23 protein-coding genes are annotated in these 26,569 nt (G+C 62.2%); 14 read left to right on the plus strand and 9 right to left on the minus strand.

Features of this window, described 5'->3' with window-relative positions:
• Nucleotides 1-17: 17 nt before the first annotated feature.
• The 5 genes from accC to NKH35_RS05410 all read right to left on the minus strand — a co-directional run bounded on the left by accC (nt 18) and on the right by NKH35_RS05410 (nt 4,719).
• Nucleotides 18-1,361 (minus strand): acetyl-CoA carboxylase biotin carboxylase subunit, encoded by a 1,344-nt coding sequence (gene accC, locus NKH35_RS05390; RefSeq protein WP_023681497.1) that lies wholly within the window; start codon nt 1,359-1,361, stop codon nt 18-20.
• 10 nt (nt 1,362-1,371) lie between these two features.
• Complete coding sequence (gene accB / locus NKH35_RS05395; protein ID WP_023681496.1) at nt 1,372-1,836, minus strand: acetyl-CoA carboxylase biotin carboxyl carrier protein; 465 nt, start codon at nt 1,834-1,836, stop codon at nt 1,372-1,374.
• Nucleotides 1,837-1,862: 26 nt separating this feature from the next.
• A complete protein-coding gene (gene aroQ, locus NKH35_RS05400) occupies nt 1,863-2,297 on the minus strand; it encodes a type II 3-dehydroquinate dehydratase (protein ID WP_023667485.1) in 435 nt (144 codons plus the stop codon).
• Nucleotides 2,298-2,444: 147 nt separating this feature from the next.
• Nucleotides 2,445-3,248: a DsbA family protein gene (locus tag NKH35_RS05405; RefSeq protein ID WP_023667484.1), complete on the minus strand. Its 804-nt coding sequence runs from the start codon at nt 3,246-3,248 to the stop codon at nt 2,445-2,447.
• A 58-nt stretch (nt 3,249-3,306) separates the two neighbouring features.
• Nucleotides 3,307-4,719, minus strand: a complete 1,413-nt coding sequence (locus tag NKH35_RS05410) for a M48 family metalloprotease (protein WP_023710573.1) — start codon at nt 4,717-4,719, stop codon at nt 3,307-3,309.
• A gap of 152 nt (nt 4,720-4,871) precedes the next feature.
• On the opposite strand from NKH35_RS05410, the gene NKH35_RS05415 reads away from it, so the two are divergent.
• Both NKH35_RS05415 and NKH35_RS05420 read left to right on the plus strand, forming a co-directional pair.
• The gene (locus NKH35_RS05415; RefSeq protein ID WP_023710572.1) at nt 4,872-6,020 is read left to right on the plus strand and encodes a pyridoxal phosphate-dependent aminotransferase; all 1,149 of its coding nucleotides are present in this window, start codon (nt 4,872-4,874) and stop codon (nt 6,018-6,020) included.
• A gap of 11 nt (nt 6,021-6,031) precedes the next feature.
• Nucleotides 6,032-6,961, plus strand: coding sequence for a glutaminase (locus NKH35_RS05420; RefSeq protein ID WP_023710571.1), 930 nt, complete (start codon nt 6,032-6,034; stop codon nt 6,959-6,961).
• A gap of 93 nt (nt 6,962-7,054) precedes the next feature.
• Here the strand turns inward: NKH35_RS05420 and NKH35_RS05425 are convergent, their stop codons facing one another.
• The gene (locus NKH35_RS05425) at nt 7,055-9,973 is read right to left on the minus strand and encodes an Rne/Rng family ribonuclease (protein ID WP_352913656.1); all 2,919 of its coding nucleotides are present in this window, start codon (nt 9,971-9,973) and stop codon (nt 7,055-7,057) included.
• A 648-nt stretch (nt 9,974-10,621) separates the two neighbouring features.
• Between NKH35_RS05425 and NKH35_RS05430 the strand changes: the two genes are divergently transcribed.
• The 5 genes from NKH35_RS05430 (at nt 10,622) to NKH35_RS05450 (ending at nt 17,028) form a co-directional block, all read left to right on the plus strand.
• Nucleotides 10,622-11,881, plus strand: coding sequence for an N-acetylmuramoyl-L-alanine amidase (locus NKH35_RS05430; protein WP_023695365.1), 1,260 nt, complete (start codon nt 10,622-10,624; stop codon nt 11,879-11,881).
• A 213-nt stretch (nt 11,882-12,094) separates the two neighbouring features.
• A complete protein-coding gene (locus tag NKH35_RS05435) occupies nt 12,095-14,551 on the plus strand; it encodes a penicillin-binding protein 1A (RefSeq protein WP_023695364.1) in 2,457 nt (818 codons plus the stop codon).
• Between the two features lie 130 nt (nt 14,552-14,681).
• A protein-coding gene (gene prfB, locus NKH35_RS05440; protein ID WP_155922402.1) for a peptide chain release factor 2 occupies nt 14,682-15,813 on the plus strand; the annotation gives its coding sequence in 2 pieces (ribosomal slippage) (nt 14,682-14,747 and nt 14,749-15,813; 1,131 coding nt in all).
• Nucleotides 15,814-15,931: 118 nt separating this feature from the next.
• Complete coding sequence (locus NKH35_RS05445; RefSeq protein WP_023691227.1) at nt 15,932-16,351, plus strand: GFA family protein; 420 nt, start codon at nt 15,932-15,934, stop codon at nt 16,349-16,351.
• Nucleotides 16,352-16,638: 287 nt separating this feature from the next.
• Complete coding sequence (locus NKH35_RS05450; RefSeq protein ID WP_352913657.1) at nt 16,639-17,028, plus strand: hypothetical protein; 390 nt, start codon at nt 16,639-16,641, stop codon at nt 17,026-17,028.
• A gap of 54 nt (nt 17,029-17,082) precedes the next feature.
• Here the strand turns inward: NKH35_RS05450 and NKH35_RS05455 are convergent, their stop codons facing one another.
• Nucleotides 17,083-17,952 (minus strand): NmrA/HSCARG family protein, encoded by an 870-nt coding sequence (locus NKH35_RS05455; protein ID WP_023715785.1) that lies wholly within the window; start codon nt 17,950-17,952, stop codon nt 17,083-17,085.
• A 103-nt stretch (nt 17,953-18,055) separates the two neighbouring features.
• Here NKH35_RS05455 and NKH35_RS05460 point away from each other — a divergent pair, with 103 nt between their 5' ends.
• The 4 genes from NKH35_RS05460 (at nt 18,056) to NKH35_RS05475 (ending at nt 21,110) form a co-directional block, all read left to right on the plus strand.
• Nucleotides 18,056-18,946 carry a LysR family transcriptional regulator gene (locus NKH35_RS05460; protein ID WP_352913658.1) on the plus strand — a complete coding sequence of 297 codons (891 nt, stop codon included), beginning with the start codon at nt 18,056-18,058 and terminating at the stop codon, nt 18,944-18,946.
• 147 nt (nt 18,947-19,093) lie between these two features.
• Complete coding sequence (locus NKH35_RS05465; RefSeq protein WP_352913661.1) at nt 19,094-19,462, plus strand: GFA family protein; 369 nt, start codon at nt 19,094-19,096, stop codon at nt 19,460-19,462.
• Nucleotides 19,463-19,613: 151 nt separating this feature from the next.
• Nucleotides 19,614-20,264: a YiaD family glycine zipper/OmpA-like lipoprotein gene (locus NKH35_RS05470; protein ID WP_023667470.1), complete on the plus strand. Its 651-nt coding sequence runs from the start codon at nt 19,614-19,616 to the stop codon at nt 20,262-20,264.
• Nucleotides 20,265-20,501: 237 nt separating this feature from the next.
• On the plus strand, nt 20,502-21,110 hold the full coding sequence (locus tag NKH35_RS05475) for a hypothetical protein (protein ID WP_023691231.1): 609 nt from the start codon (nt 20,502-20,504) through the stop codon (nt 21,108-21,110).
• Nucleotides 21,111-21,340: 230 nt separating this feature from the next.
• Here NKH35_RS05475 and NKH35_RS05480 read toward each other — a convergent pair whose 3' ends face one another.
• Nucleotides 21,341-22,471 (minus strand): DegT/DnrJ/EryC1/StrS family aminotransferase, encoded by a 1,131-nt coding sequence (locus NKH35_RS05480; RefSeq protein WP_050485848.1) that lies wholly within the window; start codon nt 22,469-22,471, stop codon nt 21,341-21,343.
• Nucleotides 22,468-24,120 carry a B12-binding domain-containing radical SAM protein gene (locus NKH35_RS05485; RefSeq protein ID WP_352913663.1) on the minus strand — a complete coding sequence of 551 codons (1,653 nt, stop codon included), beginning with the start codon at nt 24,118-24,120 and terminating at the stop codon, nt 22,468-22,470. The genes NKH35_RS05480 and NKH35_RS05485 overlap by 4 nt, the downstream gene beginning before the upstream one ends.
• A gap of 73 nt (nt 24,121-24,193) precedes the next feature.
• Between NKH35_RS05485 and NKH35_RS05490 the strand changes: the two genes are divergently transcribed.
• The 3 genes from NKH35_RS05490 to NKH35_RS05500 all read left to right on the plus strand — a co-directional run bounded on the left by NKH35_RS05490 (nt 24,194) and on the right by NKH35_RS05500 (nt 26,569).
• Nucleotides 24,194-24,883: a class I SAM-dependent methyltransferase gene (locus NKH35_RS05490; protein ID WP_196813703.1), complete on the plus strand. Its 690-nt coding sequence runs from the start codon at nt 24,194-24,196 to the stop codon at nt 24,881-24,883.
• A 64-nt stretch (nt 24,884-24,947) separates the two neighbouring features.
• Nucleotides 24,948-25,616, plus strand: a complete 669-nt coding sequence (locus tag NKH35_RS05495) for an acetyltransferase (protein ID WP_023688392.1) — start codon at nt 24,948-24,950, stop codon at nt 25,614-25,616.
• Entirely contained in the window at nt 25,616-26,569 is a 954-nt protein-coding gene (locus NKH35_RS05500) for a hypothetical protein (RefSeq protein ID WP_023734396.1), read from the plus strand. The genes NKH35_RS05495 and NKH35_RS05500 overlap by 1 nt, the downstream gene beginning before the upstream one ends.

Genomic DNA, 26,569 nt, shown 5'->3' on the forward strand with positions numbered 1-26,569 from the left:
TAGCGGCAATTCGGGCGCTATTCCTCTTTGGCCAGATACTTTTCCAGCCAGTGGATGTCGTAGTCGCCATTGGCGATATCGGCATTGCCGACCAGGTCGCGAAACAGCGGCAGTGTCGTCTTGATGCCATCGACGACGAACTCGTCGAGCGCCCGGCGCAGCCGCATCATGCATTCGACGCGGTTGCGGCCGTGCACGATCAGCTTGCCGATCAGGCTGTCATAATAGGGCGGGATCTTGTAGCCGGAATAGACACCGGAATCGACGCGGATGCCGAGACCGCCAGGCGTGTGGAAATGCGTAATCGTGCCGGGCGAAGGCGTGAAGGTGCGCGGGTCCTCGGCATTGATGCGGCATTCTATGGCGTGGCCGTTGAACTTGATGTCCTCCTGGCGCACCGAAAGCCCGCCGCCGGAGGCAACGCGGATCTGTTCGTGGACCAGATCGATGCCGGTGATCGCCTCCGTCACCGGATGCTCGACCTGCAGCCGCGTGTTCATCTCGATGAAGTAGAACTCGCCATTCTCGTACAGGAATTCGATGGTGCCTGCGCCGGAGTAGCCGAGGTCGGCGATGGCCTTGGCACAGATATTGCCGATACGGGCGCGCTCCTCGGCGTTGAGGGCCGGCGAGGGCGCCTCTTCCCAGACTTTCTGGTGGCGGCGTTGCAGCGAACAGTCGCGCTCGCCGAAATGCACGCCGCGGCCGGCGCCGTCGCCGAATACCTGGACCTCGATGTGGCGCGGCTTTTCCAAGTATTTCTCGATGTAGACGGCATCGTCGCCGAAGGCCGCGCCGGCCTCCGTGCTGGCTGTCTGCAAGGCGATCTCGAGATCGGCTTCGGTAAGGGCGACCTTCATACCGCGCCCGCCACCGCCTGCCGAAGCCTTGATGATCACGGGATAGCCGATCTCGGCGGCAATGCGCCTGGCTTCCTTCTGGTCGGTGACTGCGCCGTCGGAGCCCGGCACAACCGGAATGCCGAGCCGCTTTGCCGTGCGCTTGGCCTCGATCTTGTCGCCCATGATGCGGATATGGTCGCCCGACGGACCGATGAAGGTGATGTTGTGGGCGGCGAGGATATCGGCGAACTTGGCGTTCTCCGACAGGAAACCGTAGCCCGGGTGCACGGCGTCGGCGCCGGTGATCTCGCAGGCGGCGACGATCTGGTGGATGTTGAGGTAGCTGTCGCGCGACGGCGGCGGACCGATGCACACGCTTTCGTCGGCGAGCCTGACATGCATGGCGTCAGCGTCGGCGGTCGAATGCACGACCACGGTCTGGATGCCGAGTTCCTTGCAGGCGCGCAGCACCCGAAGCGCGATTTCGCCGCGGTTGGCGATGAGGATCTTCTGGAACATCCGGCCCGCTCTACTCGATCACGACGAGCGGCATGCCGTACTCGACCGGCTGGCCGTCCTCGAACAGGATCGCCGTCACCGTGCCGGCGCGCGGCGAAGGGATCTGGTTCATCGTCTTCATCGCTTCGATGATCAGCAGCGTCTGGCCTTCCTTGACCTTCTGGCCGACTTCGATGAAGGCCTTAGCGTCGGGCGAGGGCGCGAGATAAGCGGTGCCGACCATCGGCGAGGGGACCGCGTTCTTGGACGGATCGGCCACTGCTGGTGCGGCAGCCGCGCCCGCCGCGGGCTGCTGCGCTGCCGGAGCATAACCGGCCTGCGGTGCGGCGATGGCGTGGACGGCCGGCGCCTGGCGCGATACGCGCACCTTCAGGTCGCCGAGCTCGACTTCGATCTCGGTGAGATTGGTGTCGTTCAGTATGCCCGCCAGATCGCGGATCAGTTGCTGGTCAACACCGGTCTTCTTTATCGACATTTTCGAGCCTTCTGTTTGTGGGCCGGTCATAGGCGTGCCGCCAGCGCCTGCAGCGCCAGCGAGTAGCCAAGCGGCCCGAACCCGCAGATCATGCCGACAGCGACCGGCGCGACCATGGAGACGTGGCGGAATGGTTCCCGCGCGTGGATGTTGGAGAGGTGAACTTCGGCGACGGGCAGCGGCGCGACAGCGCGGATGGCGTCGTGAATGGCAATCGAGGTGTGGCTGTAGGCACCCGGATTGATGACGATGCCGGCTGCCTTGTCGCCAGCTTCCTGGATCCAGTCGACGAGGTCGCCCTCATGGTTCGACTGGCGAAAATCAATCTCGAGACCAAGGGCGGCGCCCGCCTGCTTGCAGTCGTCGGCGATCGCGGCAAGCGTCTTGCCGCCATAGATGCCCGGCTCGCGCTTGCCGAGCGCGTTCAGGTTGGGGCCGTTCAGGACGAAAATCGTTTTCAAAAATGCCGACCTTTTCCGACGCCGGCCTCAAGCCGGCGCGCAGGGCCTTCTATAATGGGCATAGCCGCCCGCGGAAAGAGCACAAGTGCGATCTTTCACTGTCCACAACAGGCGGAAATGTGCCCGTGAGAAGGCTCGCGTGCAAGATCAGAGCGCGGCTTTCGCCGCCTCGATCTTTTCGGCCAGCACTTCCTGGCCGAGCGCCCCGAACACCACCTCATTGCCGACCACGTAGGAAGGCGTTCCGGTGATGGCCAGCTTGTTGGCGAGGTCGAAGGTCTTGGAGAAAGCCTCGGTGATGGTCGGATCCTTCATCTTCTCGCGCAATTTCGCCTCATCGGCGCCTAGCGACAGCGCAACCTTGATGGCCGCCGCCTCGGTGGCGCGGCCCTGGCCGCCGAGCAGGGCGTTGTGGAACTCGCCGTATTTCTCCGGATGCATCAGGTGGAAAGCCATCGAGACGACGCTGGCCTTTTGCGAATCCGGCCCGAGGATCGGGAATTCCTTGAGCACGAAGCGCAGCTCCGGATCGGCCTTTGTCAGAGCCTGCATGTCGTCGATGGCGCGTTTGCAGAAGCCGCAATTGTAGTCGTAGAATTCGACGATGGTGACCTTGCCCTTCGGATTGCCGACGACGCCGTCGAAGGTCGAGTTGAAAATCTCGGACTTGGCCTTCTCGATGACGCCGAGGCTGGCTATGCGCTGCTCTTCCTTCTGCTTGGCCTCGAGCGCCTCCTGCACTTCGAGCAGCACTTCGGGGTTCTTCAGGAGATAGTCGCGGATAATGCCCTCGACCTCGGTGCGATCGATCTTGGTGTCGGCAGAGGCGGTCTGCACGGTCTGCGCCGTGCCGGCCTTGGCCACCTGCGGACTGCCGGCGACGAACCCGAAAGCCAGCATGGCAAGAGCAGCCGCCACTCCCGTCGTGCCGAGCAATATTGCCTTGTTCATCGTCTCATCCTCTTTACCGGTTCCGGTCTATCCTAGTCGCCGCGGGCGACCGGAAGGTTCATTTCTTGAGTTTGCCTGAAGGGTTGTAGTTTATGATGTCCTGCGCCCGAATCCAGCCGGGCTCGCCGCGCTTCAAGTCTTTTTGCGCGCGCATGGCGAAAATTTTCGCATTCGTGTAATCGCCGGAATAAAAGTGGCCCTCGGCGGTGGCGAGTTCCGCCGCCGGAATGTTGCCAAGCTCGCCATAGGCCTGGGCGAGATAGCGGTATCCGACCGTGTTTTCCTTGTCGCGCCCGAGACCGTTGTTGATCTGCACCACCGCCTTCTTCAGCGAGTCGGGCGTGCCGATGGCCATCAGCGCCTGGCCGAGGGAAACGGGCAACAGGCCCGACCTCACCGGATCGAGGCTGACCGCCTTGGCATAGGCGTCCGCGGCGTCCTTGGGCTTGTTGGCCTTCATCAGTATGTCGCCGCGCATTTCCTGGAAGTAGGGGTTCTTCGGCTGTTCCTTGATCAATGCATTGGCCTTGGTCAGTGCTGCACCCAGATTGCCGTAGAGATAGGCCATCTGCGCTTCGCCATAGCGCGAGGCGAGGCTGCCCGGGGCCTTGCGGATCAGCCGCGTGGCGGCGGCCTGGCCGCCCATATAGGCGGCGATCTTGATGCGCATCATGTCGTGCCGCTGCTGCAGTGCCGGCGGATCGACCTTGTCGACGTTAGGGCTCTGCTTGACCAGCACTTCGAGATTGGCGATGCGCTCCTGCGGCATCGGGTGGCTGATGCGGTAGGGATCGACCTGCGTGCCGGAAAGCGACAGCGCGCTCTGGAAGCGGGCGAAGGTCTTCAGCATGCCCATGCCGGACTGGCCGGTGGCATTGAGATAGGTGATGGCAGAGCGGTCGGCGGTCGACTCTTCGGTGCGCTGGTAGGCAAGAATGCTGCGCTGCGCCATCTCGCCGCCGCCCGCGGCGACACCCATGCCGGCGCCGGCAAGGCCGCGGCTGTTGGTGGTAGCGCCGGCAACGATGGCGCCGGCGCCAAGCAGCGTGGCGATGATGGCCATGGTCTTGGCGCGCTCGAGCTGGTCGCGCAATTTCTGCTGATGGCCGCCTGCGATGTGGCCGGCCTCATGGGCGATGACGCCGATGATCTCGTTGGGCGTTTCTGCCTGCATCAGCGCGCCGGTGTTGATGAACAGCCGGCGCCCGGTGACGAAGGCGTTGAAGCTCTGATCGTTGACCAGAACGATATCGACGCCGTCATTGGCAAGACCGGCCGCCTTAAAGATCGGCCGCGCATAGTCGCGCACCAGCGCCTCGATCTCGGCATCGCGCACGACCGGCACCGCCTGCGCGAAGGCCGTCACCGAGCCGGTTGCAGCGACGGCGGCGGCAAGCAAAAGCGTCGCAAAGCCGCGCGCTGTCTTCCTGATGGAAGATTTGGACATCGTTGATTTGGGTCGGCTCTGCATGAGGTCCACTGGTAAACGAGCGCGCGAACGATGAAAAGTCACGGCACCGAAACTAGGCGAACTTGTGATCCTCACATCAATCGGGCATTTGTGCGGCGCTGCCGCCGGTTGATGGCTTTGAGCGGCGGGCCGGACGGAAAGATTGAGGTCAAATGGTAGTTTCGCTGTCGCGCCGCGGTGAAGTCGAGCCGTTTCACGCCATGGACATTCTGGCCGAAGCCAACCGGCTGAAGGCGACGGGCGTGCCTGTCGTCTCCATGGCCGTCGGCCAGCCATCCGATCCGGCGCCCGTGGGCGTGAGGGAAGCAGCCGCAAATGCGCTGAGGATCGGACGCATCGGCTATACCGACACGCTCGGTCTGGCGGATCTGCGCAAGGCGATCGCCGGACATTATGGCGATCACTACGGGATCGATGTCGCGCCGAACCGGATCGCCGTGACCACGGGATCGTCGGCCGCCTTCAATCTGGCATTCCTGGCGATGTTCGATCCCGGCGACCGCGTCGCCATCGCAGCACCCGGCTATCCGGCCTACCGCAACATCATGGCCGCGCTCGGCATCGAGATCGTCGAGATCGAGCTCGGCACGGACGCCTACCTGCACGCCGAGCATTTGAAATCGGCGCACCAGGAAAAACCGCTGAAGGGCGTGTTGTTCGCCAGCCCGGCCAATCCGACAGGTGCGGTCATTCCCGCCGACGAGTTGTCCGCACTGGTGAGGACAGCCGAAGAACTCGGCATCGCGGTGATATCGGACGAAATCTATCATCGGCTGGCCTATGCCGCGCCCGACACCACTGCGCTGGCCCATGGCTCAGGCGTGACGGTGATCAATTCCTTCTCGAAATATTATTGCATGACCGGCTGGCGCATTGGCTGGATGGTGCTGCCGGAAGCTCTGGTGAGGCCGATCGAGCGCATCGCCCAGAGCCTCTACATCTCGCCGCCGGAACTGTCGCAGATCGCGGCGATCGAAGCCTTCAAGGCGACGCAAGAGCTGGAAGCAGTGAAGGCGCGCTATGCCTGGAACCGCGAGCTGTTGATGCGGCGCCTTCCGGAACTCGGATTTCCCTTGGCGGCGCCGATGGACGGTGCCTTCTACGCTTTCTGCGATGTCACCCGGCATACCAATGACAGCATGGCCTTTGCGCGCAAAATGCTGGCCGAAGCGCATGTGGCGGCGACGCCCGGTCGCGATTTCGATCCGCTGGCAGGACACCGCACGATGCGCTTTTCCTATGCCGGCAGCCATGACGACATGGTCGAGGCGATGGCGCGCATCGAGCGCTGGCTGAAATAGCGGGGACGAGCATGCCGGATCTTGAACAAGCGCTGGCCGACATCGCCGCCGAGATGGCCGAGCGCTCCGATCGCGGCGAGGTCGCCACCTACATTCCGCAGCTCGGCAAGGTCGATCCGAAGAAATTCGGCATTGCCGCCGTGACCAATGACGGCCGCGTGCTGGTCGCCGGCGACGCCGACCAGGCGTTTTCGATCCAGTCCATCTCCAAGGTGTTTACGCTCACGTTGGCGCTCGGCAATGTCGGCGACGCGCTGTGGCAGCGTGTCGGACGCGAGCCGTCGGGCAATCCGTTCAACTCGATCGTGCAGCTCGAGCATGAGAACGGCATTCCGCGCAATCCGTTCATCAATGCCGGCGCCATCGTCGTCTCCGACATACTGCTTGCCGGCCACCAGCCGCGCGAGGCGATCGGCGAAATCCTGCGCTTCATCCAGTTCCTTGCTGATGACGAAGCGATCATCATCGACCGCGAGGTCGCGGCTTCCGAACGCGCCACCGGCTATCGCAACTTCGCGCTTGCCAACTACATGAAATCCTTCGGCAATCTCCACCATGCACCGGAGCTGGCGCTGGGCGTGTACTTCCACCATTGCGCCATCGCCATGAGCTGCCGGCAATTGGCGCTGGCCGGCCGCTTCCTCGCCAATGGCGGCAGAAACCCGGCAACCGGGCACTCCGTGGTGTCTGCCGAGCGGGCGCGGCGCATCGGCGCCATGATGCTGACCTGCGGCCACTATGACGGCTCCGGCGATTTCGCCTTCCGTGTCGGCATTCCCGGCAAAAGCGGCGTCGGCGGTGGCATATTGGGGATCGTGCCGGGTGTTGCTTCGCTCGCCGTATGGTCGCCGGGCTTGAACGCCAACGGCAATTCCAAGCTGGGGTCGATCGCCTTGGAAAAACTGGCCAGGATGATGAACTGGTCGATTTTCGCCCCCTGACGCCTTCCGTCATTCGCGCATGCAAATATCCCGCGCCGTGGTTTGAACGGCGCGGGATTTTTGTCAGGAACCTATCTTAATCGGCTGAATAGCTTAGAAAAAGCCCTTCCGCTGCCACCAGCCGGCGCGCTTCGGCTTTTCCTCTGACTTTGCCTCGTCAGCAACGCTGGAGGAAACCACCGGCACCGCGGAGGTATCCGCGGCCACGGCTTTGCGCCGTGACGGGCGAGCCTTGGCGGGCTCGTCGTCGACTGTCGTTTCCGTGGCGGCATCGGCCGCAGCGGGGGCGGCTGCTTCGACGGCAGCTTCCGGTGCAGCCTCGGCCGCCGTCTCATCGGCGACTTCCACCACAGCCTTCTTTGCCCTTGAAGCGCGCTTCTTCTTCGGCTTTTCGGCTGGAGCGTCGTCGTTCGCCGCGGCGGGAGCCGCTGCTTCTTCAACCGCTACGGCTGCCACGGGCTCGCTTGCGGCCGTTCCGACTTCAGCGGCCTCGGCCACCGAGGCGGTTTCGCCGGCTTCGGTCTCCGTGCCGTCTTCGCGACGATTGCGCTTGCCGCCGCGCTTGCCGCGACGGCGCTTCTTGCCCTGGGCGTCATCTGATGCTTCCACCGTTTCGACGGCGCCAACCTGGGCTTCGTCTTGCTGTGTTGCATCGTCATCGCCTGGTTCAGCGGCAAAGTCGTCGCTTGCCGCCGAAACCGAAGCACCTTCGGCGCCATGCTCGCGATCGCCATGTTCGCGTTCGCGATCCTTGCCGCCGCGCCGCCTGCGGCGCTTGCGACGCTTGCGATCGCGGCCTTCGCCGTCCTCAGCCGATCTCGGCTGCTGCTGCTGCGACTGCGGCTGCGCCTGACGCGGCTGCTCTGCCTGTACCACAACCTCGTCGTCTTCCTCCTCGATGACGATCTCGTCCTCGGGCTCTTCCGGCTCGACATAGGCCGGGAAGGTTCGCGCTTCGACAAAGCCTTCCGGCTTTTCGGCAATGGCGCCGCGGAAGATCGCGTAATGCTGCACACCGACCGTATCATCGGCCTCGACGGTGATGGTCAAGCCAAAGCGGCTTTCGAGTTCCACCAGCGTGCCGCGCTTGTGGTTGAGCACATAGAGAGCGGTCGCCGCCGGGGTCCGCACCGTGATGTGGCTGCGCGAATCCTTGAGCAGGAATTCCTCGATCGCCCTCACCACCATCAGCGCCACCGACGAATCGGAGCGCACATGGCCGGTGCCGCCGCAATGCGGGCAGGGCTTCATGGTCGATTCCAGCACGCTGGCGCGGATGCGCTGGCGAGACATCTCCATCAGGCCGAAATGCGAGATGCGGCCGACCTGGATGCGGGCTCGGTCGTTCTTGAGGTGATCCTTCAGCCGCTTCTCGACGGAGCGGTTGTTGCGGTTCTCCTCCATGTCGATGAAGTCGATGACGATCAGGCCGGCGAGATCGCGCAGCCTCAATTGTCTGGCGACTTCTTCCGCCGCTTCAAGGTTGGTGTGGAGAGCGGTGTCCTCGATCGAGTGCTCCTTGGTGGAGCGGCCCGAATTGACGTCGATGGCGACCAGCGCCTCGGTCTGGTTGATGATGATGTAGCCGCCGCTCTTCAGCGTCACCTGCGGCTGCAGCATGCGGTCGAGCTGCGCCTCGATGCCGTTGCGCACGAAGATCGGCGTCGTGTCGCGGAACGGCTGAACCACCTTGGCGTGGCTCGGCATCAGCATGCGCATGAAATCCTTGGCCTCGCGGTAGCCTTCCTCGCCGGAGACAAGAATCTCGTCAATATCCTTGTTGTAGAGGTCGCGCACCGAGCGCTTGATCAGGCTGCCTTCCTCATAGACGAGGGCAGGGGCGGTGGATTGCAGCGTCAGATTGCGGACGTTTTCCCAAAGCCGCATCAGGTATTCGTAGTCGCGCTTGATTTCCGCCTTGGTGCGGCTTTCGCCGGCGGTGCGCAGGATGACGCCCATGCCCTGCGGCACTTCGAGATCGGCAACGACCTCCTTGAGGCGCTTGCGGTCGACCGCACTGGTGATCTTGCGCGAAATGCCGCCGCCGCGTGCGGTGTTGGGCATCAGCACGGAATAGCGGCCGGCAAGCGACAGATAGGTGGTGAGTGCAGCGCCCTTGTTGCCGCGCTCTTCCTTGACCACCTGCACCAGCAGAATCTGCCGGCGCTTGATGACTTCCTGAATCTTGTACTGGCGGCGCACCGGCTTGCGGCGGCTGCGCACCTCTTCCAGCGCATCCTCGGCGCCTACGGATTCGATCTCGTGGTCGTCCGGATGCGAGGACTGCACCTCTTCCAGCATGCCGCGGTCATTGTCCCCGGAGGTGGCTTCGCCACTTGCCTCGCTGGACGACCTTTCGTCACCCGGCTCCGCCGCAGGGACAGCTTCGGAGATCACATCCGCTTCGACGCTTGCCGCGATCGATGTCGGGCCGCCTTCCGACGGTTCGCTCCTGGATGTCTCGGCGTCGGAGGCTTCGCTGTCGCCATGCCCGGCATGATCGTCATGCCCGGCGGTATCGGCCGCGGCATGCTCGGAAGCAGGCGCTTCGGAGACGGCATCGCTGCCGGCATCGCCATGTTCGCCGTTCTCATCATCGGCGCCGGCGTCGCGCTTGTGTTCGCCTCGCTCACGACCCTTGCCGCCGCGCCGGCGGCCGCGCCGGCCGCGATCGCGGCTCTGGCGGTCGTCGCCGTCATTGTCCTCGTTCTCCTCGTCCTCGGCTTCCTGCGCTTCAGCGCGCAGCAAAGCCTGACGATCGGCGACCGGGATCTGGTAATAGTCGGGGTGAATTTCACTGAAGGCGAGGAAACCGTGACGGTTGCCGCCATATTCGACAAAGGCTGCCTGAAGGGAAGGTTCGACGCGCGTTACGCGGGCGAGATAGATGTTTCCTTTGAGCTGCTTCTTGTCCTGAGATTCAAAGTCGAATTCTTCAATACGGTTACCGCGGATAACGACAACGCGTGTTTCCTCCGGGTGGGAGGCGTCTATCAGCATTTTGTTGGGCATTATTTCGTTTCCTCCCGGCAGCCGTCAGCCGCAGCTTGCGAGGCAAAGCCCGCTGCTGCGTGTCTGGGATGTGGGTGCCGGATGTCTGAATGTCCGCCGGACGCCGCTTGAGCGCCATGGCGGTGCCGCCCGCAGCCACAATGGCGCGGTTTGATGCGGACCTTTCCATGATTGCGCTTGAAGCCATCGTCACCAGCAGAACCTTTTGAACCAAAGCCCGGACGAACCGGACCAGCTTGTTTGCTCATACAGAGCCGGCACGGGAACAAACCCGGCCGTTTTCCTCACGCAGGCGATTCCCCCGCCACGGGCGCACACCTGCGAAATTCGTCGCGATCACCTGAAGCCTTTTCGCGGGAAGCGAAAGGAGCCGCCTTTCATCTGACCTGTAGCAGGAAGCTGCGGGAGAAGCGGTTCCAGGATTGCAGTGATCCACCATCGCTTTTATGATTTGACGGGGTGGAAGGCAACCCCGATTTCGGATGCCGGCAAAAAGCAGTGCCGTAACGGAAGCACAGGCCTTAATCCTCAATGAAAAGGCTTGGTTAACCTTCTCTGGATACCAATCGTTAATCGAGTCTGCGGCCTGACCGGCATTTCGACCAACCACGCGGGCGCAAGGCGCCAAACCAGGAGCGACTGCAAGAAATGGGACTGGCGGGCACCACAGACAAGGGCCATGGCCGTGCAGGCCGTTTCCTGCGCGCTGCCGGTGTGCTGTTGCTGCTGGCGCTTTGCCTTGCTTTTGCGCCGGTTTCACGCGCCGCCGATGCGCCACTCGGCGCCACCGCCTACAAGATGGCCGGCGACGCAACCAAGATGCGCATCGTCATCGATTTCGACCGCGAGCCCGACATCAAATGGTTCCTGCTGCGCGGCCCCAACCGGCTGGTCGTGGACCTGCCGCGCACCCGATTCGCCATTGGCGCGAAGGACGCCAAGGCCCGCGGCCTGGTCAAAGCGGTGCGTTATGGCGATCAGGGCGAGGGATCGCGGCTGATCCTGACCGGCAAGGGGCCGTTCTCGGTCGACAAGCTCGAGGTGCTCAAGAACGAGGACGGCGCAGGCTATCGCATCGCCATCGACATGTCGGCAGCCTCCGACCGCGAGTTCGACGAAGCCCTTGCCAACCAGGCGCTGACCACTGGCTCGACCGTCTCCACCGACAAGGGCTCCAGGGTCGGCACAGGGCCGATCTCCAATCCCGGGCATCGCTTCACCATCGTCATCGATCCCGGCCATGGCGGCATCGACGGTGGCGCCGAAGGCCTCAACGGCACCATCGAGAAGAACGTGACCTTGGCCTTTGCCACTGAATTGCGCGACAAGCTCGCCACCGTCGGCAACTACGACGTGTTCATGACGCGCGACACCGACGAGTTCCTGCGGCTCGATGACCGCGTGCGCATCGCCCGGCAGCACGAGGCTGACCTTTTGATCTCGATCCATGCCGACACGATCAGCGTCAAGGGTATCAGAGGCGCCACCGTCTATACCGTCTCCGACAAGGCGTCCGATCCGCAAGCGCAGGCGCTTGCCGACCGTGAAAACCTCTCCGACCAGTTCGCCGGCATGGTGATCAAGGACGACAACAAGGAAGTCACCGACATACTGATCGACCTGATCCGCCGCGAGACGCATAATTTCTCGATGAGCTTTGCCCACACTCTGGTCGGCCAGTTGTCCACCAGCGTCGGCCTGATCAACAATCCGCAGCGTTCGGCCGGCTTCAAAGTGCTGAAAGCGCCCGATGTGCCGTCGGTGCTGGTGGAACTCGGCTATCTCTCCAACGCCAAGGATGAGGCGCAACTGCTCGACGCCGACTGGCGCGGCAAGGCGGCGCAGAGCATCACCAACGCCGTCGCCCTGTTTGCCTCCGCCAAGATGGGAACGGGAACCGGAGGCTGAGATGGTCGCCGCCGCCCACGACCGGAGGCAGCGTTGCACGGGGACAACACTAGGCGCTTTTATTTCCGGTGGGGGATGCCGAAACCGGGCACTGCCGTATTTTGCCCACATGGTGGCGACATGGGTTTTCCATCACGGATCGGGACAGTTGCGAAGGCTTGCGCGAAAGGCGGCTTCGTCTAGGAAATTCCCGGACCTCGGACTGGAGCGGGCATGATTCGTCTTATCGGCTATTTCTTTGGTATCGGCACGACGCTGGCGCTTATCGTCGCCGCGGGCGTGGCGATATACATCAGCCATCTGTCGAAAGACCTACCCGACTACGAGGTTCTGGCCAAGTACGAGCCGCCGGTGACGACCCGCATCCATGCTTCCGACGGCTCGCTGATGGCCGAATATGCGCGCGAACGGCGGCTCTATCTGCCGATCCAGGCGGTTCCGGACCGGGTCAAGGCGGCGTTCCTGTCGGCCGAGGACAAGAATTTCTACAACCATCCCGGCATCGACATCACCGGGCTTGGCCGCGCCATCTACGTCAACCTGCAGAATCTGGGTTCGGGCAGGCGCCAGGTCGGCGCCTCGACCATCACCCAGCAGGTGGCGAAGAACTTCCTCTTGTCCTCGGACCAGACCTACGAGCGCAAGATCAAGGAGATGATCCTGGCCTTCCGCATCGAGCAGGCTTATTCGAAGGACCGCATCCTTGAGCTCTATCTCAACGAAATCTTCTTCGGTTTCGGCGCCTATGGCGTTGCGGGCGCGGCACTGACCTATTTCGACAAGTCGGTCAACGAACTCACCGTCGCGGAAGCCGCTTATCTGGCGTCGCTGCCGAAGGGGCCCAACAACTACCATCCCTTCAAGCATGCCGACCGCGCCATCGAGCGCCGCAACTGGGTCATCGACCAGATGGTCGAGAACGGCTACGTGACGCGCGAGGAAGGCGACAAGGCCAAGGCCGAGCCGCTTGGCGTGACGCCGCGCCGCAATGGCTCCTATCTGTTTGCGGGTGAATATTTCACCGAGGAAGTGCGCCGCCAGATCATCTCGCGCTATGGCGAGAACGCGCTCTATGAGGGCGGCCTTTCGGTGCGCACGACGCTCGATCCGAAGATCCAGCTCATCGCCCGCAAGTCGATGCAGAACGGCTTGCTCAAATACGACACGCTGCGCGGCTATCGCGGACCGGTGACGCATATCGATGCTTCCGGCGACTGGGGCGTGGCGCTGGGCAACGTCAAGGGGCTGGAAGACGTGCCGGAATGGTCGCTTGCCGTCGTGCTCGACAGCTCGGCGACCGGCCTTTCCATCGGCCTGCAGCCGACGCGGCAGATATCAGGCGACATCGTCAAGGAACGCGTCGAAGGCGCCGTCAGCAAGGAAGACATGAGCTTTGCCATGCGCCATGTGGTCGATGGCAAGACGGTCAAGGCCAAGTCTCCGGCCGATGTACTGCAGCCCGGCGACGTCATCTTCGTGCAGAAGAACGAAGGGTCGGAAGGCGCCTACACGTTGCGCCAGGTGCCGGAAGTGGAGGGCGGCCTGATCGCCATGGATCCACATACCGGCCGCGTGCTGGCCATGGTCGGCGGCTTCTCCTATGCGCAGTCGGAGTTCAACCGCGCCACGCAGGCGATGCGCCAGCCGGGATCGTCCTTCAAGCCGATCGTCTATTCGGCCGCGCTCGACAATGGCTATACGCCGGCCTCGGTTATCATGGACGGACCGATCACCATCCAGAGCGGCAACACGACCTGGACGCCGAAGAACTATGACGGCACGGTGGCCGGCCCCGCGACCTTGCGCTCCGGTATCGAAAAGTCGCGCAATTTGATGACGGTGCGGCTCGCCAACGACATGGGAATGAAGCTGGTGGTGGAATATGCCGAGCGTTTCGGCGTCTACGACCATCTGGCGCCGTATCTGCCGATGGCGCTGGGCTCCGGCGAGACGACGGTGATGCGCATGGTGTCGGCCTATTCGATCATGGCCAATGGCGGCAAGTCGATCAAACCCTCGCTCATCGACCGCATCCAGGACCGCTACGGCAAGACCGTGTTCAAGCAGGACGAGCGCGGCTGCGAAGGCTGCAACGCGCCCGAATGGAACAACCAGCCCGAACCGGAACTGGTCGACAATTCCGAGCAGGTGCTCGATCCGATGACTGCCTACCAGATCACCTCGATGATGGAAGGCGTGGTCCAGCGCGGCACCGGCGCCACCATCGCCGAGCTTGGCCGCCACATCGCCGGCAAGACCGGAACGACCAATGACGAGAAGGACGCCTGGTTCATCGGCTATACGCCGAACCTCGTCGTCGGCCTCTACATGGGTTACGACACGCCGCGCGGTCTCGGCCATGGCGCCACCGGCGGTGGTCTGGCGGCGCCTATCTTCAAGGACTTCATGCGCGTTGCGCTGGACGGCACGCCCAATGTCGACTTCAAGGTGCCGGAAGGCATGAACCTGGTCGCGATCAACCGCAAGACCGGCATGCGTGCCGCGTCGGGCGATCCCGGCACCATCATCGAAGCCTTCAAGCCCGGCACCGGCCCCGCCGACAGCTATTGGGTGATCGGCATGGGCGCCGACGGGTCCAACGGCGCCGGCGGACCGCTATCGCCGCAGGCTACGGAAGCTATCCAGGCACCCGGCGGCGGACTCTACTGACGACCTGATTTTTTACGTCGAATGGGCTGGCTTGTTGAGCCGGCCCATTTCGCTTTACAGGCAGCAATGCCGTGCCTATGTATCGCGCCGACCCAAGCGCCACTTCAAAAACAGGACAGAACAACCAGCCATGCGCGCGGAAACGCAGAATATTGTCGACGAGATCAGGCAGGCGATCACCCTGCTGAGGAGGCATCTTTGACTGGGATCAGGCTATAAAGCGGCTTGAATACCTGAACGTGCGCGCCGAGGATTCCAGCCTCTGGAATGATCCGCTGGAAGCGCAAAAGCTGATGCGCGAGCGCCAAGGCCTCGAAGACGGGATCGCCGGCGTCAAAAGCCTGACTCAGGCGCTGGAAGACAATATCGGCCTGATCGAACTGGGTGAGGAAGAGGGCGACCAGAGCGTGATCGCCGAGGCGGAAGCAGCCCTCCGCTCGATGCAGGGCGAGGCCAAGGCCCGCCAGGTCGAGACGCTGCTGTCGGGCGAGGCCGACGCCAACGACACCTATCTCGAAGTCCATGCCGGCGCCGGCGGCACCGAGAGCCAGGACTGGGCCTCGATGCTTCTGCGCATGTACACGCGCTGGGCCGAGCGTCGCCGTTTCAAGGTCGAAGTGCTGGAAGTCCATGACGGCGAAGAGGCCGGCATCAAGTCCGCCACGCTCCTGATCAAGGGCCACAATGCCTATGGCTGGCTGAAGACCGAGTCGGGCGTTCATCGCCTGGTCCGCATTTCACCCTATGACAGCAATGCGCGCCGCCACACGTCCTTCTCCAGCGTCTGGGTCTACCCGGTCGTCGATGACAGGATCGAGATCGACGTCTCGGAATCCGATGTACGCATCGACACCTACCGCTCATCCGGTTCGGGCGGCCAGCACGTCAACACCACGGACTCGGCGGTTCGCATCACCCATATCGCCACCGGCATCGCGGTTGCCTGCCAGGCCGAACGCTCGCAGCACAAGAACAAGGCGAAGGCCTGGGAAATGCTGCGCTCGCGCCTTTACGAGGAAGAGCTGAAGAAGCGCGAAGCGGTGGCCAATGCCACAGAAGCGTCGAAGAGCGACATCGGCTGGGGTCACCAGATCCGTTCCTATGTGCTGCAGCCCTACCAGTTGGTGAAGGACCTGCGCACCGGCGTCGAGAGCACCAGCCCGTCGAGCGTGCTCGACGGCGACCTCGACGACTTCATGGAAGCTTCGTTGTCGCAGCGCATCGAGGGCGGTGCCGGTGAAGCCGTGGCCGACCTCGACTAGGATATGTCCATATTCAGCTGAGGCCGGCCTGCGAATGGCAGATTCCTGCGCTTCCGCCACTTTCGACTCGGCTGACTTGAATAAGAACATCCCTTGGCGGGGGAGCGAAGGAGGAACCATGACTCGCAGGCTCACCGGCAAATGCTTTTGCGGCGCGGTCCAGTATGAAGTGGCGGACGAGTTCGTCTATGCCGCCAACTGCCATTGTTCGAACTGCCGGCGCACCACAGGTTCCGCCTTCAAGCCCTTCGCCGGCATCGAGCGCGAGAAACTTGCCCTTGCCGAAGGGCATCACGGGCTCATCCATTTCGGCGATGACAGCGGCCACGATGCGCATTGCAGCCGCTGCGGCTCGTTGCTGTATTCGCTGGTCCGCGACGGCGCCTATGTCCACGTCGCCATGGGCACGCTGGTCGACGATCCAACGATCCGGCCGACCGCGCACATCTTCGTCGGCTCCAAGGCGCCATGGTTCACCATCGCCGACGACTTGCCGCAATATGAAGGGCATGTGATCGCCGGTCCAGGCGACGTATAGGCTGGAACCACATACGGCCAATCCCGTTGTTTCGTTGCCCGTCTGCCGGGAGTTGAGCCTGGCCTTGGATCTCGTCAGCGGTTGCAGATGGCGGCGTAGATGTGCGGCCTCGCGCAGCAACTTCTTGCGCCGGCCAAGGAATCAGCCCAGCATCCGAGCGCTGGAAGAGAAAAAGCATTTATGGCCGGACGCGGCATATCTGCGACCTGACGATCCGGCCACTGGGAAGACACGTTCCGGGAACGGGCAAGCGAAACGCTTGATGCTCGTGTGAAAGGAACGCTTCCATGTCTGCTGCCACTCTCCGATCGGCCAGAGCCGTTCAACCGGCTGGCCGACTCCTGTTTTCCTTGTTCGTCACCCCGATCGTTGCAATCGCGATGGCGGTGCTGACCGCACCCGCCTTCGCCCATGACGCCAAGCCCACGGCGGTGAAGCCGCAAGGCTGGAGTTATCCCTTCGCCTGCTGTGCAAACTACGACTGCCGCACCACCCATACCGGCGAGGTGCTGGAAAAGCCGGAGGGTTATGTCATCGCCGGAACGGGGGAGGTCGTGCCGATGAGCGACAAGCGGGTCAAGGACTCACCCGACGGCGATTTCCACTGGTGCGCGCACCAGGCCGGCCTCGACGCAGGCAAGACGATCTGCCTGTTCGTGCCACCGCGTTCCTACTGAGTTCTGTTGGCAGTTCTCATCGGAAGGCCGGCCTTGGTGCTGAAGGCGCTTGCGTCAGACGGAAGCAGCGAGTGCTGAGGCGAAGTCGCGATACGGGCGCAGTGGGCGACCCAGAAGTGCCGTCAGGCGCTCGACGTCGCCGGCCTCGGGCAACATCCCGTCGGTGAAGAAACGCTCGCCCATCAGGCGCATGTCGTAGGCCATCCAGGCGGGCAGGAACTGCTTGAGATTTTGCTCAAAACCCTCCGTATTGTCGCCGCTGTAGCTGATCGGGCGGGCGAGTACGTCTGACCAGATTGCGGCAATGTCCGTCCCGGTCAGTGTCTGCGGACCGACGAGGTTGATCCTCTCGAACGCAAGCGGCTCCTTGGACCGTTCGCGACGCAGCAGCTCAAGAGCGGCGATCTCGGCGATATCGCGGGCGTCGATCATGGCGAGACCCTTGGGGCCGATCGGCATTGGGTAGGTGCCGTAGCCGGTGATGACGTCTTCGACCGTCAGATCGTTCTGGATGAAGTAGGCCGGGCGCAAGATCGTAGCTTTGAAGTCCATCTGTTCGATCATTCGCTCGACGCCGAACTTGCCCGCGAAATGCGGCACGTTCACATAGACGTCAGCGTGGATCACCGAGAGATAGACGATCCGCTCGATGCCGGCCGATCGGGCGACATTCAAGGCGATCAAAGCCTGGGTGAATTCGTCCGGCACCACGGCGTTCAAGAGGAACAGCGTGGAAACGCCAGACATGGCTTTGCGCAGCGAATCGACATCGAGAAAGTCGCCTTGCACGACGGATACGCCTGCCGGAAAACTGGCTTTCGACGGATCGCGCACGAGAGCACGCACATCGGCGCCGCGCTTGGCGAGCTGTTCGACGACTTGGCGGCCGATATTGCCGGTGGCGCCGGTAACGAGAATGGTCATGGAATTTCTCCTGTTGGGTTGCTTGACAGCCCCAATATGTGTGGCTCACAAAGAGCCCAGTAGACGGCAATTTTAGACACGTCGTCTCGCTGGTGGGACAGTCATGGATCTTTTAGCCCTTGCCGATTTTAACCTCGTGGCTCGCCATGGCGGCTTCGGCAAAGCGGCAAGGTCCACCGGCCGGCCCAAGGCAACGTTGTCCCGGCGCGTTGGCGAATTGGAAAGCTGTCTCGATCTGCGTCTGTTCGAACGGGGTGCGCGTAACCTGAAGCTGACCGAAGAAGGACGGGCGCTCTTCGAGCGGACGGGGGCGTTGCTTGCCGAGCTGGACGAGACGGCATCGGCGATTGCCTCGGGCGGTCAGAGACCCAAGGGCAGATTGCGGATCAGCGCGCCTTTGCATTTTTCGCAGACTGCAATGGGGAGGATCGCTGCGGGATTTGCCCTGAGGTATCCTGAGGTGAGGCTTGAAGTGACCACCGAAGACCGGCATGTCGACATGATCGAGGAAGGCTACGATCTGGTAATCCGGGTCAATCCGGATCCCGATGAAAGCCTGGTCGGACGGGCGTTTCTCCGCGACCGCCTGGTCGTTGTGGCGAGCCCGGACCTTCCTCGCCCGACCGATGGGCTCGCCGCTCCTGGCGTTGCGCGCGGGACAGGCGAGCGGCAAACATGGCAGGTGAAGACACCAGGTGGCCGGGCAACACTTAGAATCGAGCCGGTCCTCGCCTTGTCGACGCTGATCATGGTCCGGGATGCGGTGCGAGCCGGCATCGGCGCAGGACGGCTTCCCATTTCGTTGGTGGCCCACGACCTGGCTGACGGCACACTGGTGAATTGGGGGGATATTGACGGCCCCGAAATTTCTCTATGGACGCTCTACCCCTCCCGGCGGCTGCTCAGCGCGCGCGTGTCGGCGTTCCTGGATTTTCTGAAACAGGCTTTCCCAAACGGGACGCCGGACGAACTGGCCGCCTATATCGGCAGGTGACGACGATTGGGAGGTGACGACGGGCCTGCTTCAGCCAGAGCGCCGCTCGGCTCGATCGACCGGAGCCTGCTGACAGACAGTTGTCAGGAGCCTTCCTTTATGGTGCCTTGCCGCATGGGTGGCGGGCAACGGAGAGGAAAGCTTTTCATGACCATCAAGGCCAGCTGTCATTGCAAGGCGACGACGTTCGAGGTTTCGCAGGCGCCCGAGACGGTAACACAATGCACCTGCTCGTTCTGCTCCAAGCGCGGTTCGCTGTGGGCTTACTACGTTCCGTCGCAATTCAAGCTCACCAGCTCGCCGGAAAACGTTTCCTTCTATCAATGGGGATCGAAGACCGTCAAACACGGGTTTTGCGCCATTTGCGGCTGCGGCACCTTCACCGAAACGCCGGACTGGTCGACCGGAAAACCGGACTTCGACAATCCCAAGATCTCAGTCAATTCGCAGCTGTTCGACGATTTCGACCTCGACAAGGTCGAGGTGGTCGTCATTGACGGCAAGAACCTCTGGTAGGCCAGCACCAGCCACCGAAGCGGAAGTGTGGCGCGAGCGGGGAGAAGCCGCTTTCGCCGCTCGGTTTTTCGCCGCATTTCATGTTACAAGACCGGAGAAGGGCTTATATGCGCGAGCCGCAAAGGCCGCGCTTTGGAGAGGGACGATCCTTATGAAAAAGACTGTGCTCGTCGCCGTTGCGACGGCTGTGCTGGTGAGTGCCTGCACCACGACCGATCCGTACACCGGGGAGCAGAAGGTTTCGAACACCGCAGCCGGCGCCGGCCTTGGCGCCCTGGCGGGCGCGGGCCTCGGCCTGCTTGCCGGCGGCAATGACCGCCGCAACGCGCTGATCGGCGCCGGTATCGGCGCGCTGGCCGGCGGCGCCATCGGCGCGACCATGGACCAGAACGAGGCTGAACTGCGCCGCCAGCTCGAAGGCACCGGCGTCAGCGTCACCCGCACCGGCGACCAGATCATCCTCAACATGCCGTCCGACATTACTTTCAACGTCGACCAGGATGCGGTGAAGCCCGGCTTCTACCAGGTGCTGAACTCGGTTGCGCTGGTGCTGAAGAAGTTCAAGCAGACCACGGTCGACGTGTTCGGCCATACCGATTCGACCGGTGGCGACGAACACAATTTCGATCTGTCGCAGCGCCGCGCATTGGCGGTCGCCAACTATCTCTCAGGCCAAGGTGTCGATTCGCGCCGCTTCGCCGTCACCGGATTCGGCAAGACCCGTCCGATCGCGTCCAACGGAACGGCGGCCGGCCGTGCGCAGAACCGGCGCGTCGAGATCCAGCTTTCGCCGCTGACCTGAATTGTTCGGCATCGAAATGCGAAGGCGGCCCCCGCAAGGGGCCGCTTTCTTTTTGGGCTCCTGTGGTCCGCCAAAAGGTCTAACGCATTAGAGATTTCTAATAATCCCTTTCCGGAGGCCTTGGAAGGGATTAGCATTGGTGCGGTTCCAGAGGGGATGGGGCGATACAAACGGCCATGCAGTCACTTAGTCGGCCCCGGTCCTGCACGGCCAGATAAGGAAATCTGGGAGGAATGCATGACAAGAACAGCTCGTCTTGGGCGTTGCGGCGTCCTCATTTTGACAGGTCTGGTCTCTGCTTGGTGCGCGGCGGCCACGGCTCGAGCCGAGGACGCCAACAAAGCCGACATCGAAGCGTTGAAGAAATCGCTCGCCAAATATGAAGACTACACGGTCGCCGTCCGCGACCTTTATCTGTCGACTGTCGGGTGCGTCTATTACAGCGGGGACAGGATCGAGGGCGCAATGGACTATCCGAAGGGCGCTATGGGCATCCATTTCGTCAACGTCCCGAGTGTCGGTCAGAAACTCGATCCGATGCGCCCCAATGTGCTGATCTACGAGCCGACCAAGAAAGGCTTGAAATTGGTTGGCGTGGAATGGCTGGTGCCCCTGACGCCAGACACCAAGGAACCTCCAAAACTATTTGGCCAGACCTTCATGGGACCGATGGAAGGGCACTATCCGCTCATTCCGAGGGAGTTCGTCCACTACGACCTTCATGCCTGGCTGTTCAGAGACAATCCGAACGGCATGTTCAGTCCGACCAACCCGAACGTGAAATGCAGCAAGGCAGAGTTTCCGATGCTGGAAAACCCGACCAAGATGATGCCCGGCCCGATGTGACGGACGGGCCAGGATAGGAGCGTGCCAAGAGTGCAAGCTGGCCGGCTGCATTTGAGAGCGCTCGGGAGTCAGGCTCGGACGACGATCGGCATGAGGGCCGGCGCGCATGAAGGCTGCCCGCATGATGTCGTCGTCGGGAAGCCGACAATGGCGGCAAAATTGCGCACGCGCCAGCATCGCGCTGGGCGCTAAGGGGCCGTTTTGCGTTAAGACTCGACCAGACATTCGGCTCAGCCCGCAGCAGCCACTTCGCTGAGGATCGAGCAGATGCGGGAGATTGTTTCATCCGCAAGATCGGTCCAACAGGGTAGCCCCAGTTGAGTCGCTACCAGTATGTCAGTGGTCTGTAGCGGCAGCCTGGGAAAATGTTCGAAGGCTGCGTGCCGATGCAGACCGCCACCCCACCACCGGCGCACACCAACCCCTCCTTTCGCCAGCGCCGTGAGCGCCCGGTCCATCGAACCAGGCGGCAGGCCAATGGTGACGGTGGAGGATATCCATTTTTCGCCGAACCCCTCCGGCAAGCTCAGCCCGGAAATCGACCCCAGCGAGCGGCTATAGCTTGTGGCAACGCGCTTGTAGGCGGCACGCGTATGTGGCCACAGCTCAAGTGCAGCCAGGCCGACGGCCGCACCATACTCGCTGAGCTTGCCGTTCAGGGCCGGTCTGACCGCCTCGCGCGAATTTGAAAAACCAAAGTTGGCACCCTCCGCGATTTCCTCGATCAGAGAGCCGTCGTCTGACGCGATAAAACAACCTTCGCCGATGCCGAGTGCCTTGGTGGCATGCAGGCTGACGACTGCCGGAACCCGCGATGGCGTCAAGGTGTCGAAGGCTGCGGCTGCGTCAATTACCACGGCAAGACCGGTATCGCTCTTGAACCGATCCCAGTTCGCGACACCAATCGGGCGGCCGAACGGCATGACCGGCATGACCGCTCCGACGCCGCCGGGAGCCTGGCGGAGGAGTTCTGCCGCGCTCTCGGGCAACAGTTGCTGGCTGTCCAGGTCTACGTCGACCAGCCATGGAACGAGCCCTGCGAGGACCGCCGCGTGCGCGCTGGCCGCGAAGGTCCAGGACGGCATCATGCAGAGACTTCCCTTCGCCGGTTTCTGCGCCATCAATGCGAGCGCCAACCCCAGCGTTGCGTTTGCGCCACATACGACATGGCCTGCAGCGGTCCGAGTCTTGAGAGCTTCCTGGAAACGCCGGTTCAACGGACCGTTGTTGCTGTACCAGCGGGTTGCATCGATCTCGTGCAGATAGGGAAGGATGCTGTCGCCTGTCGGCAGTCGCGGGCGCGACACGGGAACATCGGGCGCTGGGCCGGGATCGGCATCCCACAATCCGTCGGCGTTCAAGCTCTACCGCCTGCGGTCTTGTCCAGATAGAGGCCTTCATTTGCGGGTATGGGCCGCAAGGTTTCGGGCCGGCTGGTCCCGATCTCGATCTTACTGCTGGTCCGCGAGATGGTGTAAAAATGCCAGTGATCGGCGCAAAGCAGCACGAAACTGGCGAATGGTATCGCCTCGCGGCCGCAGAGACGCCGGTTGCGGCGCCAATGCCTGACATAGGCGCCGCCCAGCGACATCGCGCTGCGCTTGGCAAGCAAAGCTCTGAAGAGTCGGGCAGCCATCAGGATGGCACCGGCCAATTCCGCAATCCGGGTCACGCCGGAACGCTTCCGGCCGATCAGGGTTGCAAGCGTCGCCCGGCTCTTGCGAAAGCCTGGCGATCCGAAATAGCCATCCACAAGGCGGCTGAAGTAGGCGTCCGGCTCGTAAAGGCGCTGCACCAACCTGTCATAGCCGGCCCTCAGCGCTTCGCGCGTCATCTTCTTCGGGCGGAAGCTGACATAGGGGTCGCTGAGGTCCAGCCGACCCTCCATCTTCAGCCGCCCATAGAGCGGCGTCGTGGGGATCGGGCACAAGATTGCCACAGATGCTTGCGCGATACCGATTTGCTGAATGAACTCGAACTGCTCATCGAAGATCGCCTCATCGTCGCTATCGAAACCGACGATGAAACCCGCCTGAATCACCAGCCCGCTGTCGCGGATGCGCTGCAATTTGTCGATCATGCTGTCGCCACGAACGTTCTGGATCTTCCTCGTTTCCATCAGCGACTTGGCGCGGGGCGACTCGATGCCGACAAAGACTTGGCGGAAATTGGCCAGACGCATCAGATCGAGCATTTCCGCGTCGTCACCCAGATTGATGCTGGCTTCTGTCGAAAAGGCCAATGGATAGCCGTTTACCTTTTGCCAATCGATCAGGCCTCTCAGGAGTTCCTTGGCCTTGACCTTGTTACCGATGAAATTGTCGTCGACCAGAAAACAGGTACGGAAGCCCGCCTTCACGATCGCATCGAACTCGCGAATCATTTGCGCCGGCGACTTCAGGCGTGGCCGGCGACCGAAGATGGTAATGATGTCGCAGAATTCACAAAGGAAGGGGCATCCTCGCGAGAACTGTAGAGACGCTACCACGTAGCTTCCAGATTTCAGCAGGTCATATCGAGGCGTGGGGACGGTCTCCATATCGGTTTTCGCGTCCTGCTCGTAGCGCTTCTGGACAGGCTCTCCGCGAGCGAAAGCCGTCAGGAAGCGAGGCCACGTTTCCTCGGCTTCGCCGATGAAGCGCACGTCGCAGCGGTCGACAAACTCCGCCTCCGACACCGAGACATAGGGACCGCCCGCGGCGACGGTAATCGGTAGATCGCGCAGTCTCTCGAGGATTTCAAACATGCGGTCGCGCTGCACGATCATGCCGGTCACGCCGACGATGTCGAAGGCACCGAGCCGCTCGAAATCCAGGTCCTCGACATTCTCATCGAGCAGGACGACATCACAATGATCCGGAGCAAGCGCCGCAAGGGCGGGCAGGGAACCTGTCACGATCCAGCTGCCTTTCTTGCCAGGCAGAACGGGAAGCACCTCGTCCCGGCTCCAGACGGAAGGGCGGAACCGCGGATTGATGAGGCAAACCCGAAGCTTGCGCGGCAAAGGCATATTCGAAGTGTCCATCGAGTATAAGCCTGTGAGTGAGCGATTCAGTGACATGATGTTTCGCGCAGATTATAGAGTGATATACAAGCCAGCCGACGCCTTCTATTGCCAATTAGACGAGGTATTCCAATTGCCCGACAGTGGTCCATACGACGCGCTGGTCGCCCACTACGAGGCGTGTCTTGCACGTCATGGCGATACGCCCCAGGGAGTCGACTGGCCGGATGCCGGGGGGGCAGCGACACGTTACCGCATAATGGCCGAGGCGATGCGTGAGCGCGACCGGGTCGATGTGCTGGACTTCGGCTGCGGCGCCGGCCATTTCCTCGACTATTTGCGCCAATCCGACGATCGCAAACTGCGATATCGGGGGCTCGATCTGTCCGCACGGTTCATTGACCTGTGCCGGCGCAAATATCCCGGCGTGACCTTTGACTGTATGGACGTGATGCAGAATGAGGTGGTTGTGCCCGAGGCCGACTACATCATCATGAACGGGGTCTTCACGGAGCGTTGTGGCGTCGCCTACGAGACGATGTTCGACACCATGACCCGGTTGATCGCAAGGGTGTTCCCGCATGCCCGCAAGGGAATGGCCTTCAACCTGATGTCGAAGCACGTCGACTGGGAACGCGAGGACCTTTTTCACGTACCTTATGATCGGATAAGCCACTTCGTCGTCGGTCAATTGTCGCGTCATCACCTCATTCGCGCCGACTACGGGCTCTACGAGTACACGGTTTACGTCTACAAGGCTGCCGCGTAGCCGACGATCCGCGGATTTCCGGCTTGCGGGTCAAGAATATAATGGGCATAGGCGCGGGGGCGGCATGGCGGACGTGGTTATTTTTGGGATGGGCCAGATCGCCGAGGTCGCGTGGGCCTACCTCGACAGGTTCGGAGAGGATCGCGTCGTCGGTTTTACTGTCGACGAAGACTTCCTCACACAAACCGAGTTCAAAGGTCTTCCCGTGGTCGCCTGGGAAAAGCTTGAGGATCGATTCCCGCCTGAAACCGTCAAGCTGCTTGGTCCGCTCAGCTACCAGAACCTCAACGAGTTCCGCCGTGATCGGCATAAGCAGGGCCGGGCGCGCGGGTACAGCTTCACGCGCTTCATCCACCCCTCTACGCACAATATGGCGGACACGGTTGGTGAAAACTGCTTCATTCTCGAGAATTGCACGCTGCAGCCGTTTGTCCGCCTCGGCGAAGGCATCATGATGTGGAGCGGTAGCCATGTCGGTCATCACTCCATCGTCGAGGATTTCTGCTTCGTCTCGTCGCAGGTGGGGCTGGCGAGCGGTGTCCATATCGGCACGTGCAGCCTGATCGGCGGCCAGGTCGGCATCGACAACGGCATCACGATCGGTGCCGGAAGCTATATCGAGTCCCGTTGCATGATCCGGCGCGATGTGCCCGCCAACAGTGTAGTGCGTCATCCCTCGGACTTGCCGAAGCCCTATTCCAGCGCCCGTATCAAGTCGATGAAGTTCCGCTGATGCCTGGCCGTCAGAGGAAATGGACCCGGCAGGGGTTGCTGGTGCCCATAAAGGCAGGGCACGGGTGGTGGGGCAGCTACGCGCAGGTTCCGACGGTCCTCGCCCTTTCGCCTCGGCTTTGGCGCATCTATTTCGCCGGGCGCAATAGCGCCAACCGGTCATCCATCCTGGCCGTTGATGTCGACCCGCAAGACGGCATGCGTGTGTTGGGTGAGTATTTCGACCCGATCATGGAGCCGGGCCTGCCAGGCACTTTCGATTGCTCGGGGCTGGGGCCCTCCTGCGCGGTGATGATCGGTGGGCGCGTGCATCTGTATTATTCGGGCATCTACCCACGTAGCGATGTCAGCTTTCAGATCGCCATCGGGCTCGCCACCAGCGATGATGGGCTGAATTTCGAGAGAGCATTTGCGGGGCCGGTCCGCAGTATCGGTCCGGCAGATCCCTATTTCGTGTCAACGCCCTTCGTTGGTGCGATCAAGGGCGGCTATCGCATGTGGTATGCGAGCGGCACCGGTTGGGTGGAGACTAGAGGTGTCCGGGAGCCTGACTATGTGCTCCGCAGCTGTGTTTCGAGGGACGGAATTCTGTGGGAAACAGGCTCGGTCCCGGTCCTAGGTGACGACCTCGGGGACGGGAACAGCCAGACGCGTCCCTGGGTCACGCATGAGGCTGGCGGTATACGGCTGTGGTACAGCCGCCGCGGGCGGGACTTTCGCGATGGTGGCAATGAAGCCTACCGCCTTTTTTCCCGCCTGATAGATGTCCGGGATGGCATGGCTGGCGAGGCGGAACCTGTGATCTTCAGCAATCCGCCGGCGGCCGGCGACTTCGACAGTTGGATGCAGGCCTATTGTTGCGTCATGCGACGGGCTTCCGGTGAAGTGATGTTCTACAACGGCAACGGGTTCGGCGAGGCCGGCATCGGCTGGGCGACTCGCGATTTGACATGA

This window comes from Mesorhizobium sp. M1143 (assembly GCF_040318435.1).
Lineage (GTDB): Bacteria > Pseudomonadota > Alphaproteobacteria > Rhizobiales > Rhizobiaceae > Mesorhizobium.

Coding starts and splice junctions, on each gene's coding strand:
- accC (WP_023681497.1), bottom strand. CDS start 1,361: ATGTTCCAGAAGATCCTCATCGCCAACCGCGGCGAAATCGCGCTTCGG.
- accB (WP_023681496.1), bottom strand. CDS start 1,836: ATGTCGATAAAGAAGACCGGTGTTGACCAGCAACTGATCCGCGATCTG.
- NKH35_RS05405 (WP_023667484.1), bottom strand. CDS start 3,248: ATGAACAAGGCAATATTGCTCGGCACGACGGGAGTGGCGGCTGCTCTT.
- NKH35_RS05410 (WP_023710573.1), bottom strand. CDS start 4,719: ATGCAGAGCCGACCCAAATCAACGATGTCCAAATCTTCCATCAGGAAG.
- NKH35_RS05415 (WP_023710572.1), top strand. CDS start 4,872: ATGGTAGTTTCGCTGTCGCGCCGCGGTGAAGTCGAGCCGTTTCACGCC.
- NKH35_RS05420 (WP_023710571.1), top strand. CDS start 6,032: ATGCCGGATCTTGAACAAGCGCTGGCCGACATCGCCGCCGAGATGGCC.
- NKH35_RS05425 (WP_352913656.1), bottom strand. CDS start 9,973: ATGCCCAACAAAATGCTGATAGACGCCTCCCACCCGGAGGAAACACGC.
- NKH35_RS05430 (WP_023695365.1), top strand. CDS start 10,622: ATGGGACTGGCGGGCACCACAGACAAGGGCCATGGCCGTGCAGGCCGT.
- NKH35_RS05435 (WP_023695364.1), top strand. CDS start 12,095: ATGATTCGTCTTATCGGCTATTTCTTTGGTATCGGCACGACGCTGGCG.
- NKH35_RS05445 (WP_023691227.1), top strand. CDS start 15,932: ATGACTCGCAGGCTCACCGGCAAATGCTTTTGCGGCGCGGTCCAGTAT.
- NKH35_RS05450 (WP_352913657.1), top strand. CDS start 16,639: ATGTCTGCTGCCACTCTCCGATCGGCCAGAGCCGTTCAACCGGCTGGC.
- NKH35_RS05455 (WP_023715785.1), bottom strand. CDS start 17,952: ATGACCATTCTCGTTACCGGCGCCACCGGCAATATCGGCCGCCAAGTC.
- NKH35_RS05460 (WP_352913658.1), top strand. CDS start 18,056: ATGGATCTTTTAGCCCTTGCCGATTTTAACCTCGTGGCTCGCCATGGC.
- NKH35_RS05465 (WP_352913661.1), top strand. CDS start 19,094: ATGACCATCAAGGCCAGCTGTCATTGCAAGGCGACGACGTTCGAGGTT.
- NKH35_RS05470 (WP_023667470.1), top strand. CDS start 19,614: ATGAAAAAGACTGTGCTCGTCGCCGTTGCGACGGCTGTGCTGGTGAGT.
- NKH35_RS05475 (WP_023691231.1), top strand. CDS start 20,502: ATGACAAGAACAGCTCGTCTTGGGCGTTGCGGCGTCCTCATTTTGACA.
- NKH35_RS05485 (WP_352913663.1), bottom strand. CDS start 24,120: ATGCCTTTGCCGCGCAAGCTTCGGGTTTGCCTCATCAATCCGCGGTTC.
- NKH35_RS05495 (WP_023688392.1), top strand. CDS start 24,948: ATGGCGGACGTGGTTATTTTTGGGATGGGCCAGATCGCCGAGGTCGCG.
- NKH35_RS05500 (WP_023734396.1), top strand. CDS start 25,616: ATGCCTGGCCGTCAGAGGAAATGGACCCGGCAGGGGTTGCTGGTGCCC.